General features: G+C 52.4%; 11 protein-coding genes and 1 tRNA gene. 8 read left to right on the top strand and 4 right to left on the bottom strand.

Going from position 1 to position 13,775, the window contains the following annotated elements:
* The coding region (locus KKG35_10385; GenBank protein ID MBU1738535.1) for a site-specific integrase at positions 1-756 on the top strand (756 nt) is incomplete at its 5' end.
* 97 nt (positions 757-853) lie between these two features.
* Here the strand turns inward: KKG35_10385 and KKG35_10380 are convergent.
* The 3 genes from KKG35_10380 to malQ form a co-directional block, all read right to left on the bottom strand.
* Positions 854-930 (bottom strand) — tRNA-Glu (locus KKG35_10380).
* Positions 931-991: 61 nt separating this feature from the next.
* Positions 992-1,567 (bottom strand): flavodoxin family protein, encoded by a 576-nt coding sequence (locus KKG35_10375; GenBank protein ID MBU1738534.1) that lies wholly within the window; start codon positions 1,565-1,567, stop codon positions 992-994.
* An 86-nt stretch (positions 1,568-1,653) separates the two neighbouring features.
* Positions 1,654-3,165, bottom strand: a complete 1,512-nt coding sequence (gene malQ / locus KKG35_10370) for a 4-alpha-glucanotransferase (GenBank protein ID MBU1738533.1) — start codon at positions 3,163-3,165, stop codon at positions 1,654-1,656.
* Positions 3,166-3,662: 497 nt separating this feature from the next.
* Here malQ and KKG35_10365 point away from each other — a divergent pair, with 497 nt between their 5' ends.
* Entirely contained in the window at positions 3,663-5,045 is a 1,383-nt protein-coding gene (locus KKG35_10365; GenBank protein ID MBU1738532.1) for a sigma-70 family RNA polymerase sigma factor, read from the top strand.
* Positions 5,038-7,509: a DNA internalization-related competence protein ComEC/Rec2 gene (locus KKG35_10360; protein MBU1738531.1), complete on the top strand. Its 2,472-nt coding sequence runs from the start codon at positions 5,038-5,040 to the stop codon at positions 7,507-7,509. The genes KKG35_10365 and KKG35_10360 overlap by 8 nt, the downstream gene beginning before the upstream one ends.
* 20 nt (positions 7,510-7,529) lie before the next feature.
* Here KKG35_10360 and KKG35_10355 read toward each other — a convergent pair whose 3' ends face one another.
* Positions 7,530-8,612: a type IV pilus twitching motility protein PilT gene (locus KKG35_10355; GenBank protein MBU1738530.1), complete on the bottom strand. Its 1,083-nt coding sequence runs from the start codon at positions 8,610-8,612 to the stop codon at positions 7,530-7,532.
* A gap of 262 nt (positions 8,613-8,874) precedes the next feature.
* Between KKG35_10355 and KKG35_10350 the strand changes: the two genes are divergently transcribed.
* The 5 genes from KKG35_10350 (at position 8,875) to KKG35_10330 (ending at position 13,528) form a co-directional block, all read left to right on the top strand.
* Positions 8,875-9,717: a PHP domain-containing protein gene (locus KKG35_10350; protein MBU1738529.1), complete on the top strand. Its 843-nt coding sequence runs from the start codon at positions 8,875-8,877 to the stop codon at positions 9,715-9,717.
* A 157-nt stretch (positions 9,718-9,874) separates the two neighbouring features.
* Entirely contained in the window at positions 9,875-11,125 is a 1,251-nt protein-coding gene (locus KKG35_10345; GenBank protein MBU1738528.1) for a response regulator, read from the top strand.
* A 245-nt stretch (positions 11,126-11,370) separates the two neighbouring features.
* The gene (locus KKG35_10340) at positions 11,371-12,753 is read left to right on the top strand and encodes a sigma-54 dependent transcriptional regulator (protein MBU1738527.1); all 1,383 of its coding nucleotides are present in this window, start codon (positions 11,371-11,373) and stop codon (positions 12,751-12,753) included.
* A gap of 6 nt (positions 12,754-12,759) precedes the next feature.
* Positions 12,760-13,176, top strand: coding sequence for a DUF948 domain-containing protein (locus KKG35_10335; GenBank protein MBU1738526.1), 417 nt, complete (start codon positions 12,760-12,762; stop codon positions 13,174-13,176).
* Complete coding sequence (locus tag KKG35_10330) at positions 13,163-13,528, top strand: YtxH domain-containing protein (GenBank protein MBU1738525.1); 366 nt, start codon at positions 13,163-13,165, stop codon at positions 13,526-13,528. The genes KKG35_10335 and KKG35_10330 overlap by 14 nt, the downstream gene beginning before the upstream one ends.
* The last annotated feature ends 247 nt before the right edge of the window (positions 13,529-13,775 follow it).

Below are 13,775 nucleotides of genomic sequence, written 5' to 3'. Positions count from 1 at the left end.
TTCTCCGATGAGATCTTCTGGATTCTTGTAATCCTTCATCAGGGCATCGAGCAGGTCGTTGGGTATGGTCATTGGTTCCTCCTTTGGTTACTTTTTGTAACCGGCAGAGGCCATTTACACAAAATTTTTTACAGGCTCGATCCACTTGCCAGACTCAAACTGCCCCGAAAGCAAAAATTCAGAGTACGTCCCTTTAACTTTGCTGAATGGGATCGGCTTATTGAACATATCCCTGAATGGTACAGGCCATATTTTCAATTTGCTGTTCGTACAGGGTTAAGACCATCTGAGCAGGTCGCACTTAAATGGATCGCAATTGATGACGAATACATTCACATTGAGTTAAGCCGGGTTGGAAATGAAGAAAAGACAGAGTTAAAGACCGAAGCAAGTCGGAGAATGATCCCCTTGCGTCCTGATCTCGTAAAGATCCTTGAAGACCAGAAGAAGGTCACGAAGGGTCAGAAAAGCGAATATGTATTTTTGAATATGGACGGCAATGTGATCAACCAGACAAATTTAAGTCTGGTCTGGAAGCTGGCATTGGAAAAAAGTGGGCTTCCCTCAAGACGTATGTATGAAACCAGACATACTTTTGCATCTTGGGCGATGACTCTGGGTGAATCACCGGAATGGGTGGCAAGAGTTCTAGGACACGTAGACACATCGATGGTCTACCGGACTTACAGCCGCTATATTCCGAACCTCACAAAGGAAGACGGTTTGAGTTTTGGGAACCAGTTTTGGAAGAGTTGAGGCAAAAAAAATGGACAAATTAGGCACAATGTTAGTCACAATGCGCGAAATTTGTCCAAAATTTTCAACTAACCATTTGAAATGATTAGATATTCTCTGGTGACCCCTACGGGATTCGAACCCGTGATCTTCGGCGTGAGAGGCCAATGTCCTGAACCGCTAGACGAAGGGGCCAGATAATGAAGAAATGGTTTTTAAATAAATAACCGCCTTTTGTCAACCTAATATCATCGGTTTATTTCAGACAATCCCGGCCGAAGGCGATACCCTTTTCAAGATTCGCCGAGTCTTTTTTCATCTCGCCCCGGCTGTCCACACCCCGGACCAAAAGCCCCCCGCCATACCCGATTCCCATGGCATCGCAGGTGTAGATCATGGTAAGGACCGCGCCATCGAAGACCTTTTCCCCCCTGGTGGCGGCGACAGAAACGAGATACCCCTTGCGGTCCGGATCTTCCTGCCACTCCCCTTTCTTTTTGAGCAACCGCTTCCTGTTCCATAAAGCCTGGCACCGATCAATAAAGGCCTTGGTCTGGGCGGTGACCGAGTAGAAGTAAATGGGGGAGACAATGATCAGGCGCCTTGCGTTGATGATCTTTTCACACATCTGCTGCATATCGTCGATTATCACGCATTTACCGGTCTTGTCACAACCGCCGCAGCCGATACAGGGTGCGATCTTGTAATCGACCAGACGCACGACTTCAGCTTTTCCGCCCGCTTCTTCGATTCCCCGAATCACAGCGTCGGCCAGCGCTTCCGAATTCCCCTTCCGGCGGGGACTGCCGAGAAAAACAGGTATCTTATCCATGGGTCACCAGATTGTTATTCCGCAAAAAGAGGCCTGAACACAACATTCAGACGAATCGATATATATTGTCTTTTTTTTGTTCTCCGCTAGGCCCGGTTGTAAAACTCGGTTTCCCGGCGGAGCCATTGGGCGAGTTCGTCAGTTATAAAACGTGACGCGCAGCGCCATCGCCAGTTGCCGGCAACGGTTCCCGGGGTATTCATCCTACAGTCTGTGCCGAATCCGAGCAAGTCCTGCATCGGGTAGATGGAGATATTCGCCACCGACGACATGGCCAGACGGATCATGTCCCGGTGGATGCCGGAACCGTTACTGTTGGCATATTTAAGGATTTTATGTCGGACGGGTTCCGACAGTTTATCACTCAGGAACCAGCCCAGGGTCGTGTCGTTATCATGCGTGCCGGTGAAAACAACACAATTGGCGTCGGAAAAATTATGGGGCAGATAAAGATTCCCGGCATCACTGTCAAAGGCAAACTGGAGGATCTTCATCCCCGGGAACTGCAGCTTTTCCCGCAGTTCAATCACCTCCGGCGTAATGATTCCCAGGTCCTCGGCAATGATCGGCAAGTCCCCAAGCTCATGCTGCATCGCTTTAAAAAAATCAAGCCCCGGCCCTTTCAACCAGCGACCGTTGACCGCCGTCTTCTCGGAGGCGGCGATCTGCCAGCAGGATTCAAATCCCCGAAAATGATCGATCCGGCAGATGTCGGAAATCGTGAACATTGCCTGAAACCTTTTTACCCACCACTCGTAGAGCGGGTGATTCACGACGCCCCTTTTCTCCTGCCAGCGGTACAATGGGTTGCCCCAACGCTGGCCGGTGTCGCTGAAATAATCCGGAGGGACCCCGGCAACATGGGTGAGGGCGAGGGTTTTCCTGTCCAGCAGAAAGCAGTCCGGATTTGCCCAGACATCCACACTGTCATGGGCCACATAGATCGGCATATCACCGACCAGCGAGACACCTTTCGAGGAGGCATAGGCTTTCATCTTCTGCCACTGGCGATGGAAACAGTACTGGACGAAACGGTGATATCCGATCCGGCCCGACAATTTTCCGGCTTCCTCTTTGAGCGCCGCCTCATTCCGACCCGCAATTTCGGCAGGCCATCCATACCAAGGACCGGACTGATATTTCTCCTTGATCGCCATGAAGAGGGCATAATCATTGAGCCAGAAAGCTTTTTCACAGAACTCCCGGTACCCATGGTCCTGGTCAGCTGACTCGCAAAAAGAGCGCCATGCCTTGCCGAGCATTTCCGCTTTGCAGAGAGCCACCCGGTCAAAATCAACCAGATATTCTGAGAAATCAGGAACATAGGTAAAATCCTCCCGCATCAGCAGACCCTCAGCCAGCAGCTCTTCCGGGTCAATCAAGAGCGGATTTCCGGCAAAGGCGGAAAACGACATGTACGGAGAGTTGGCCGATATTGCGCAGGTTGGGCCGATGGGTAGAAACTGCCAGTATTTCTGCCTGGAATCGGCGAGAAAGTCTATAAATTCGTATGCACCACGTCCAAGATCGCCGATTCCGAACCGGCCGGGTAAAGAGGATATATGCAGAAGAACCCCACTGCCTCTCGCAAAGTTCATTTTTATGCTCCCGATAGAGATATAGCTGAGTTGAGCAGCTTGTCTGCTCGTACGAAACTTATACCCGAAGGGTGAATACAAAGCATTCCGATTTGCCTGATTGCACAGGATCGACCAATTTCAGTTTCGCATTGTAAAACGTATCATACAATGTTGAGGGCTGAACAAAAAATATTATTGCCCCGCCAGGAGTTGTGATAAAATTTATCATGAACACTTTTCACCAACAGCCGATCCGCATGCAATTCCGTGCTCCAAGCCGGAATGTATGCGCGGCGAGTTTTTTCCCCTCTCCTGAACCAATCCGCTCAAAAGACATCCGTGAACTGGATGGCAGAGCCCTTCTGTGGCGTGGATTTTTTGCGAGGATGACAAAGTTTCAATATCTCGGCAAAAGACAGATAATCGACTTGCTTTCGATTTAAATAGTTTATATAGTGTGGAGTTCAAATCAAATCACCATATCCAAATATACAAATCCAGGGAGCAACCTGCCTGTGCCTGTCGAAATCAAGAAAAAACTGCTGAAGATCGGCAAGAGTGAAGGATTTATTTCCATCACACTGCTCAATGATCTGATCCCGGAAGAAAAAGGCCCCGAGTTCATCGACTCCATCTTCCAATACCTTGCAGAAAACGGCATCAAGGTCATCAGCCAGAAAGAGCTCGACAAGCACCGCCGCGAGATCCATACCCAGAGCAACGATGATTCCGAGACTGACTCCCCCGACCTGGAAATTCCGGATGCAGAAGTCCTCGAAACGGATGAACCGATCCCCGGGGAGGAGATGCTTGAGCCCATTTCCATCAATAAGGGCGAAGACAGCCAGGAAATCGAAGAAACCACTACCACCTACCTTCGGGAAATGGGGCAGTTTGAACTCCTAACCCCCGCCGAGGAAGAAAAATACAGCAAGGCCATCCGCCAGGGTTTTGACGCGATCATCCTCGCGATCCGGACCGAGTCCACGCAAACGAACGAAATCAAAGCCCTGGTCGAGCGCATTGCACTCTGGGAAAAGCGCGACCCTACGCTGAAGCCGAAAAAACAGCACCTGAACTTCATGACCAAGGCGGTTGATGCCTGCTGCGAGCTCTACTCGAACAACAAAGAACTGCGCGAAGTGAAGTACAAGATCGCGATGTATACCCGGTCCATCGAACAGGCCAAAGATGCAATGATCAAGGCCAATCTCAGGCTTGTCGTGAGCATCGCCAAAAGATACATGCACCAGGGGCTGACTCTTGCCGATCTCATCCAGGAAGGCAATCTCGGCCTGATGCGGGCTGTCTTCCGTTTTGATTATACAAAGGGCAACAAGTTCAGCACCTATGCCAGCTGGTGGATCCGGCAGGCCATCACCAGGGCCATTCTCGACAAAACCAGGACGATCAGACTTCCTGTTCATTTCCTGGAGCTTCGCAGCCAGTTTTTCAAGGCTTTTTATTCACTCCTCAAGGAGCTTGGCCGGGAACCGACACCTGTCGAAATTTCCGAAAAAACCGGTCTGCCGATGGACAAGATTCTCGCTATCCTCGAGGCATCGCGAGAGCCCATCTCCCTGGAAACCCCTGTCGGCGATGACGACAGCACCCTTGGGGACTTCCTGGAGAACCAGGAATCGATATCACCCTATGAATCCGTGAAGAACCAGGAACTGGCCGAACGGGTGACCGGAATTCTCGCCACCTTGAGCCCCCGCGAAGAAAAGATTATCAGGCTTCGCTTCGGGATCGGCGAAACCGCCGAGTACACCCTTGAAGAAATCGGCAAGCGGTTCAATGTCTCCCGCGAAAGAATTCGCCAGATAGAGAAAAAGGCCCTGAATCGTCTCCGTCATTCCAGCCGCCGGGAAAAACTCAAGAACTTCCTTGACTGACCCGCCTCTCTTCTCCACCAGCCCCCTTCTGTTACCGGCCATAGCTTTAATGGCCGGTATTGTTTACGGCCGACTGGAGGGACCCCCTGCCGGATACGCCCTATATTTTTCAGCGTTCATCGTCCTCCTTTCCGCCGTCCTCCTGTTTTCATTCCTCCGCGCCCGTAAAGCCGCCCCTTCCGTGATTGTCATCGTTCTTTTTTTTGTCGCCGGAATCGTCCACATCAACAAGGTCAGTGAGCCTGCATCACCATCTCACCTCTACCATCTGATTTCCAGACCAGCCGATGTGACTCTCGCCGGGACGATCCGTTCAGTCACGGCTGTTGCAAGGGACAAAAGCAGGCTTCTGCTCAGCGCCGAAGAAGTTCTCCTTGAAAGAAATTCTCCGGCAGGGACCAGTGGTCTGGTCCTCCTGAACATGGATTTCCCGATACCACCGGAATTCACCCCGGGGAAAAAAGTCCTCATCAGGGCCGATATTTCCAGAGTCCGCAGGAACGGCACACCCGGGGCATTCGATTACCGTCAATTCCTGGCCGACAGGAATATCCATGTTATCGGCCGGGTCAGATCCCCGGCAGCCATCGCTCTCACCCTCGGAGAATCACCACCTGACACTCTCCTTGACTCATCAGCCATCTTTTTTCAGCAGAACAGAAACAGGATCATCCGGTTTATCCAAAGCTCGGAGTTGAACGACACCGCCAAGGGGCTCTATGCCGCAATCCTCACCGGACAAAGGGACTGGTTGTCCACCGACATCCTTCAGAACTTCAGGAAGGCCGGCACCTTTCATCTGCTGGCCATATCAGGGATGCACATGGTCCTCCTGTTTCTCGCCAGCACCTTCCTGATCAGTCTGCTCCTGAAAAGTTCTACCGGGCTGATGCTCCGTTATCCGATATGGAAAATAGCCGCAGGACTATCGATCTTCCCACTGCTATACTATACGGCCCTGTCCGGGGCTAATCCGCCATCGGTGAGAGCCTTCATCATGACGGCAATTCTCATCGCTGCGGTTGTCACCGACCGCAAGAACTCAATTTTCAACAGCATCTGCTTTGCTTCGCTTGCAATCCTCACTCTCGACCCGACCGCTCTTTTCTCCGTATCTTTCCAACTTTCGTTTACAGCAGTTGCCGGCATTGTCATCCTGATCAACCGCTTCCCCCTGATTCCGGCGACTGCCGACCAGGGGAACAAAATTCACTCCATTCTGCATTGGACAAAGTCATCGATCTTCATCTCCGCAGCCGCCATCGTGGTGACCGCCCCACTGACTCTCTACTATTTTCAGCAGGTCTCATTTGCAGGTCCGATCACCACCCTGCTTGCCGCACCGGCTATCTGCTTTATATCTCTGCCTTTGGGGCTGCTCGCATCTCTGACGCACCAGATATTTCCCGCTTTCGCAACTTTACTCCTCAACTGCGGCGCCATCGGCCTCGTATTTTCAGCCCAAGTATCCCAACTCGGCGCTGCCATCCCTTACGCCTCGATCAAACTTGCACCTCCTGCGATCATCCAGATCATTGGTTACTACTTTTTTCTGTTCTCCATGCTCAGGGTCAATCGCTCTCCAAAAACCTTTATTCTCCCGGTCATACTTCTGTTCGCCTTGCTCCTGCAGCCGCTGCTCACCAGTAAACTTGCCCCACTGAATAATTTCCCGAGCATCTCCTTTCTCGATGTGGGGAAAGGCAATGCCACCCTTGTCCAGCTGCCCGGCGCCATCAATATTCTGATCGACGGCGGCACTTCAGGGACCGATGATTTCAATGTCGGCGAGAGAGTTATCGCACCGTTTCTCTGGCATCAGAAGATCAGGAAACTGGACGCAATAGTCATTACCCACGCCCACAGCGATCATTTCAACGGTCTCGACCATATTGTCAGTTATTTCAAACCGGAAACCCTCTGGGTGAACGGCAGTGAGAGCAATGACCCGAGATATGGCCGGATTCTTGCGCTTGCAAGAAAGCATGGGGTGACGGTGAAAATTCCGGTGGATGGCGAACTGATCGAAGAAAGCCTCGGAAACAGAGTGTTCTGCCTGAAAAACCTTCACCGCCGGCAACCGGAAGATGTTTCAGAGAACAGTCGGAGTCTGGTGCTGAAGATTACTGGGTCCGGGAGAAGTGTAATCCTGCCGGGTGATCTCATGGAAGGTGACGGCAGACAGTACCTGGCGGATGAACCGGCGGGGGTTGACCTGCTGCTCGCCCCTCATCATGGAAGCGAAAGCTCCGCCACCCGGGAACTCGCCGAAATGCTGCAGCCGGAATTTACGATCGTCTCGGGAGGGGGCAGCTCCAATGACGATTCATTCGAGACGGAAGAAGCCCTGCAACTCTATGGTACAGAAATTTTCAACGTTCGCGACCAGGGAACGATTACCTGCACCATCGGTCGGGAAAAACTCGAATGCACCCCGGTTTCAGCCAAAGGGGCCGACCGCTGAAACCTGCCGAACTCAAGCCCTTACACCTCGGTAAAATCCGCCGGGGGCTTACGCAGGAAGGAGACGAATTTCGACTTGTCAATGCTGTTGGTGTAGGCATCCTCGGCCGAGATCCACCGCTTCTGCAGCATTTCCATAATCGAATCGTCCATGGTCGACATCCCGTATTTCTTACCGGTCTGCATGACCGAAGGGAGCTGATAGGTCTTTCCCTCCCGGATCAGGTTCCGGACCGCGGGAGTGCAGACGAGAATCTCCAGGGCCGGGACCCGGCTCTTGATATCGATTCTCTTGAAAAGGGTCTGTGAAATAACCGCCCTGAGCGCATCGGCAAGGGTCGAACGGACCTGGGACTGCTGGTTGGCGGGAAAAATCTCGATGATCCGGTCAACGGTTTTGGAGGCGTTCAGGGTATGGAGGGTGGCAAAAACCAGATGGCCGGTCATCGCCGCCTCCATGGCCAGGGAGATCGTCTCGAGGTCACGCATCTCGCCGACCATGATGATGTCCGGATCTTCACGCAGTGCGCCGCGAAGAGCGGCCGAAAACGATTTGGTATGGGTGCCGACTTCCCGGTGGTTCACCACACAGTTCTGACTCTCATGGACAAATTCTATCGGGTCTTCGACGGTGATGATGTGGTCCTTGCGCAACCGGTTTGATTCATCGACAATCGCGGCCAGGGTTGTTGATTTTCCACTGCCGGTCGGGCCGGTCACCAACACCAGACCCTTGGGCAGCGTCGCCAGCTTGGAGACAACCTTGGGCAGATTGAGCTGCTGGCAGGTCATAATGGTGCTCGGAATTTCGCGAAAAACGGCGCCAACCCCGAACTTCTGCTGGAAAAGATTGCCGCGGTACCGGGCCAGACCCGGAATCTCGTAACCGAAATCGATATCACCGGTCTCCTCGAAATGCTTGATCTTGTCCTCGGAGATGATCTCATAGAGCATCGATTTCAGCTTATCATTCTCCAGAACATTGTACTTGATCCGCTCCATGTCGCCCCTGATTCGCAGGAGGGGCTGCTGGCCGGACACCATGTGAAGGTCGGATGCACCCTGTTCATTCATCAGTTTGAAGAAAGCATCAATCTGGGCCATTTGGATTCCTCCCGTGAAAACCAGCCAGCTGGATTAAATATCTGCCGCTCTGCAGACGGAATATACACCTTTCTGTAAAACTCACACCGCAAAGATAGCGGCCGGTGGAAAAATTAGAGACAGCACATCATAATTAAATTCTGTGAAAAATAAAAGAATCGTTGTTAAAAGTAACAAAGGACATCATAGTCTGCCATATTGAGTATCTTTCTCACCAGACAATTCTGCGCACCATCGACCGCAACTAATCGAAACAACCGTCATGAATTATGTAGATCTGCACACCCATTCCAATTGTTCCGACGGCTCGCTCTCTCCTGCTAACCTTGTCAGGGAAGCCATGGCCTGCGGGCTTGCGGCGATTGCCCTGACCGATCACGACACCATGTCAGGTGTTGATGAAGCGGTGGCGGCCGGCAAGGAATTCGGCGTTGAAGTCATGCAGGGAGTCGAGATCAGCGCCAATTACAAATCCGAGCCCGTCCACATCATCGGTTACGGCCTGGACCAGAACCACCCGGCTCTTCAGGAACTGCTCTCCCAACTGCAGCACGCCCGCAAGGTCAGAAACGGCCGCATTCTCGAAAAACTTGCCGAGCTCAAAATCAATCTGAACATGGAAGAACTTGAAAATTCCAGTCACGGGCTCACCGGTCGCCCGCACATTGCCCGGCTGCTGATGAAATACGGGCTGGTCTCTTCAGTCGATGATGCCTTCAGGCGATACCTGAAAAGAGGGGCCAAGGCATTTGTAGCCGCCAAAAGGTTTCCGGCCGAGGACTCCATCAGAGTCATCACCGATGCCGGAGGTGTCGCGGTTCTTGCCCATCCGACCACCATTGACAAAAGCATTTCAACTATCTCGGAAATTGTCCGGAACCTCACCAAGGCAGGTCTTGCCGGATTGGAAGCCATCTATCCCGGTCACAGCAGCCAGACCTGCAAGGAACTCATCGAGATTGCCGATAAATTCGGTCTCCTCTATACCGGCGGCAGCGACTTCCACGGCGCCATCAAAGCGATCAGTCTCGGTGGAGCCCCGGTCATGCCGCCGGTACCCTACAAAATCTACGAAAACCTGAAAGAAAGAATCAACCACCCCTGACCTTCCTTTCATTCTCCCTTTCTCCGGATCTCCTCCTCCGGGACACGAAAAAGAATTAAATGCTTGACCCGCCTTTTCAACTCATCATAGACTAAAGTCTAAAGTCAGGCGCTGACCACCTGCTTGCAGCGCTTCAGAGCATATTTCAAGATCCCAGATGACCATGGCGGAAGCGGCCCGAGATCGATCCAGACCACTGATGAAACTCGAAACTTCCGGATGCAGGGTATTAATCGTCGACGATGAACCCTCAATCAGGTTGATTCTCTCCTCGATCCTTGAAAACGAAGGGTATCAGATCAGTGAAATCGATAGCGGCGCCAAAGCGATCAGCGAAATAGACAACATCCGCCCTGATCTGGTGCTCCTGGATGTCATGATGCCTGGGATCAATGGCTTTGAAGTATGCCGGATGATCAGGGACAACCAGGATTTTCAGGAAATTCCAATCATATTTATCACTGCCCTGACCCAGACAAAAGATCTGGTTGAAGCATTTGAAGCAGGTGCAAACGATTACCTGACCAAACCATTTAATGACAGTGAAGTCAGGGTGAGGGTCAAAAACCATCTTCGTCTGAAAAAAGCCGGAGACAAGCTCAAGCGCTACTCATCCGATCTGGAGAAGATCGTCGAGGAAGAGGCCCACGAACTGATCAAAGCTGAACGGCAGGCCGCATTCGGGCAGCTGATTCAGGGGATCATTCACAATCTGAAGGGCCCGCTCACCGCAATAAGCGCCGGACTCCAGATCGCCAGGTTCTCCCTGAAAACGGCGGATTTTGCCGAAACAGACGACCAGGCAATTTCATTCTGCCAGACCATCGGTCAGTCTATGGAAATGATTGATAGCGGCGCCGCACGCCTGACCGGGATGATCAACAGCATGATGTCAAGGAGCCGGGCGGAAAATTCAGGCTCCTTCGTCATGACCGACCTCAACAAAATAGTCGAGGATGAGCTCAGATTCCTGAACGCAGATCTCACATTCAAAAACAAGTTCAAAAAAAACATCAGGCTTGCCGACAAACCTTTAACCGTCAAAGCAATTCCCTCCGAACTTGCCCAGGTCGTGAGCAACCTGATCAGCAACGCCATCGACGCGCTGCACAACCATCCCGCGCCTGCCATATCAATAGAAACCTCCAGCAGGGGAAACAACGTCTATCTGGCCCTCAGTGACAATGGCCCGGGCATTCCGGTCGAAAACATCGACCATGTGTTCGACCCTCTATTCACCACCAAGGCCAAAGCGGGAAATGATCCGGTCGATGCGAACACGCCCACCGGCACCGGACTTGGTCTGTACACCTGCATGAGGATCATCAGATCACACCAGGGCAATATTTCAGTCCATAATAATCCAGGAGGCGGGACAACCTTTCAGGTCCATCTGCCCATGCAGTAAAAACATTCCCGAATGCCCCCTCCTCCTTCACACAATTTTCACGCAATGGGCCTCTTCACCGACCGCACCTTTCATCTCGCATCGGGAAAATTCTGGCATATTCATCTTCTGAAGTATAATATAGCAGGCTGGTTATCCGTTATCAGGCAGTTACAGGTTGATCCTGTTCCATTGTCATTTACCCATTTGAAATTCTTCGGGAATTTGTTGATCCATTCCCCCCTGACCCGGATGAGGCTTTATTGATGAAGACCGTATTGGTCGTTGACGACGAACCGAATTTTCGACTGATCCTCTCGGAACTTCTGTCAGATGAGGGATACGAGGTCTTTACCGCCGACTCCGGCGAAACCGCCATGGATGTGATCAGGGAAACAGACCTTGACCTGATCATCACCGACATGCGGATGCCGGGCATGGGCGGCATGGAACTTCTGGCCGAGGTTAAAATCTTCAACCATGATCTGCCGGTGATTATGATCACCGCCTTCGGAGAAGTCGAGAAAGCGGTTGCGGCCATGCAGGCCGGGGCCTTCAACTATCTCACCAAACCTTTCAACAACGACGAGCTCCTGGTCAGTGTCAGCAAAGCCATTGAGCATTATGCGGTGGTCCGGGAAAATCTGCGTCTGCGCAGTGAAATGTCCGGCCGAAACAGTTTTGCCAATATGGTCGGCAGGACAAGCAAGATGCAGCACATCTACAGCCTGATCGAAAAGGTGGCGCCGACCACCGCTTCGGTGCTCATCACCGGAGAATCAGGTACCGGCAAGGAACTGGTGGCCCGGGCCATTCATTTTCACAGCCCACGGCGCGAGTCTCCCCTGATCTCCCTGAACTGTGCCGGCCTGCCGGAGCATTTGCTGGAGAGCGAGCTCTTCGGTCACGAGAAAGGCGCTTTCACCGGGGCCGTCACCCTCAGAAAAGGCCGCTTTGAAATTGCCGACACCGGCACGATTTTTCTCGATGAGATCGGCGAGATGCCGCTGAATCTGCAGGCCAAGCTGTTGCGGGTGATCCAGGAACGAACCTTTGAACGGCTCGGCAATTCCAAACCGATGAAAGTCGATGTCAGGATTATCGCGGCAACCAACAAGGATCTCAAGGAAGAAGTCGGCAAAGGGACTTTCCGGGAAGACCTCTATTACCGCTTGAATGTCCTGAACCTGCACATCCCTCCCCTTCGGGAAAGACCGGATGACATCCCGCTTCTGGTCAACCATTTCATCGAGAGATTTGCCCGCCGGCTGAACAGGCCGGAACTCGGGATCTCCAGTGAGGCTTTGCGGTATCTCTCCCGTTTCCCCTGGGAAGGCAATGTCCGGGAGCTTGAGAACACCATGGAGCGGGCCGCCATTCTCTGCGAGAACGACCGTATCGAAATCGTCGATGTCCAGCCGGAAGCAGAGCCTCTTGATCTCTTCGGCAACAACAGCAAGATTTCAGTCGATACCATTCCGGCAGGAGTCAGGTTGCCTGAATATCTTGACCTGATTGAAAAGAAGCTGATCGAGTCCGCCCTGATCGAGGCGGGGTCAATCCAGGCCCATGCCGCAGAACGTCTGGGGATCACCAAGAGCCTGCTCCAGTACAAGATGAAGAAATATGAGATCAACAGTATGAGGTAACCCCCCTTGACCCTGAATGAAATTTTCCTGATCATTGCCGCTGCCGCCATAGTCCTGATCACCGCCGCCCTGGTCCCTCTGCTGATCCAGCTCAAACGGACAGTCCGGAAAGCGGAGACAACCATGGACAGCCTCGACCGGCAGCTGAACCCGCTGCTCATCACCCTCAACCAGACTGCCGATGAGCTGCACACCCTCACCGGGTCAATCAACAAAAAGCTTGATGACGCCGATTTCGTGATCAGAACCTTGAGGCTCGCGGGAGAATCATTGCTGCTGACCAGCAACCTGTTCAGAAAAACCGTTGCTCCGGTCATTACCCAGGTCGGCGGACTCAGCTCAGGAGTCAGGGCCTTTTTAACTTTTCTCAACCTCACCAGCCCCAAAACCAGAAAGGAGGATAACAAAGATGGCCAGGGATGATTGCGGATCAGGAAGTTTGACAACCTTTCTCACCGGCGCCCTTTTCGGCGCGGCGGCAGCCCTGCTGCTCGCCCCCAGAACCGGCAAGGAAACCCGTGAACTTCTTGTGGATTACGGCAACACCATCAGGGAGAACATCCCGGAAGAATTGAAGGCGGCGGCCATTTCCCGAGGCCGGGAAATGATCGAACAGGGAAAGAAACTGATCGATCACGGCAACGACATCCTTTCCGACAGTCAGGAGTATCTCGACGAAAAGAAGCACGCCCTGAACTCCGCCATCGAGGCCGGGAAAGAGGCGATGCAGAAAGAGAAGGAAGCGCTTGCCGCTACACTGGCGGATAAAGAGTAGTTGAGCAGCTGTCCTGCTCGTATCGTTCGCGAGCTTGCGAGACTTCGAGACTTGTCCCCCTCAATGGGGTACTGAAGTGAGTACCCGAAGGGTGAAATAAAGGGTTTCGGCGATTTGTTAGTGCATATGTTCCACAAGTAGCCAGAAGCCAGGAGCCAGAATGACTGATTTTTTCACCCTTCGGGTATAAGTTTCGTACGAGCAGACAAGCTGCTTAACTCAGCTTTAAGCTTTTCTCCTGGCTTCT

Source organism: Pseudomonadota bacterium (genome assembly GCA_018823285.1).
Classification (GTDB): Bacteria; Desulfobacterota; Desulfobulbia; order Desulfobulbales; family JAGXFP01; genus JAHJIQ01.
Note: the sequence above shows the minus strand (reverse complement) of the source record. Positions and strands in the feature narration are given on the sequence as shown.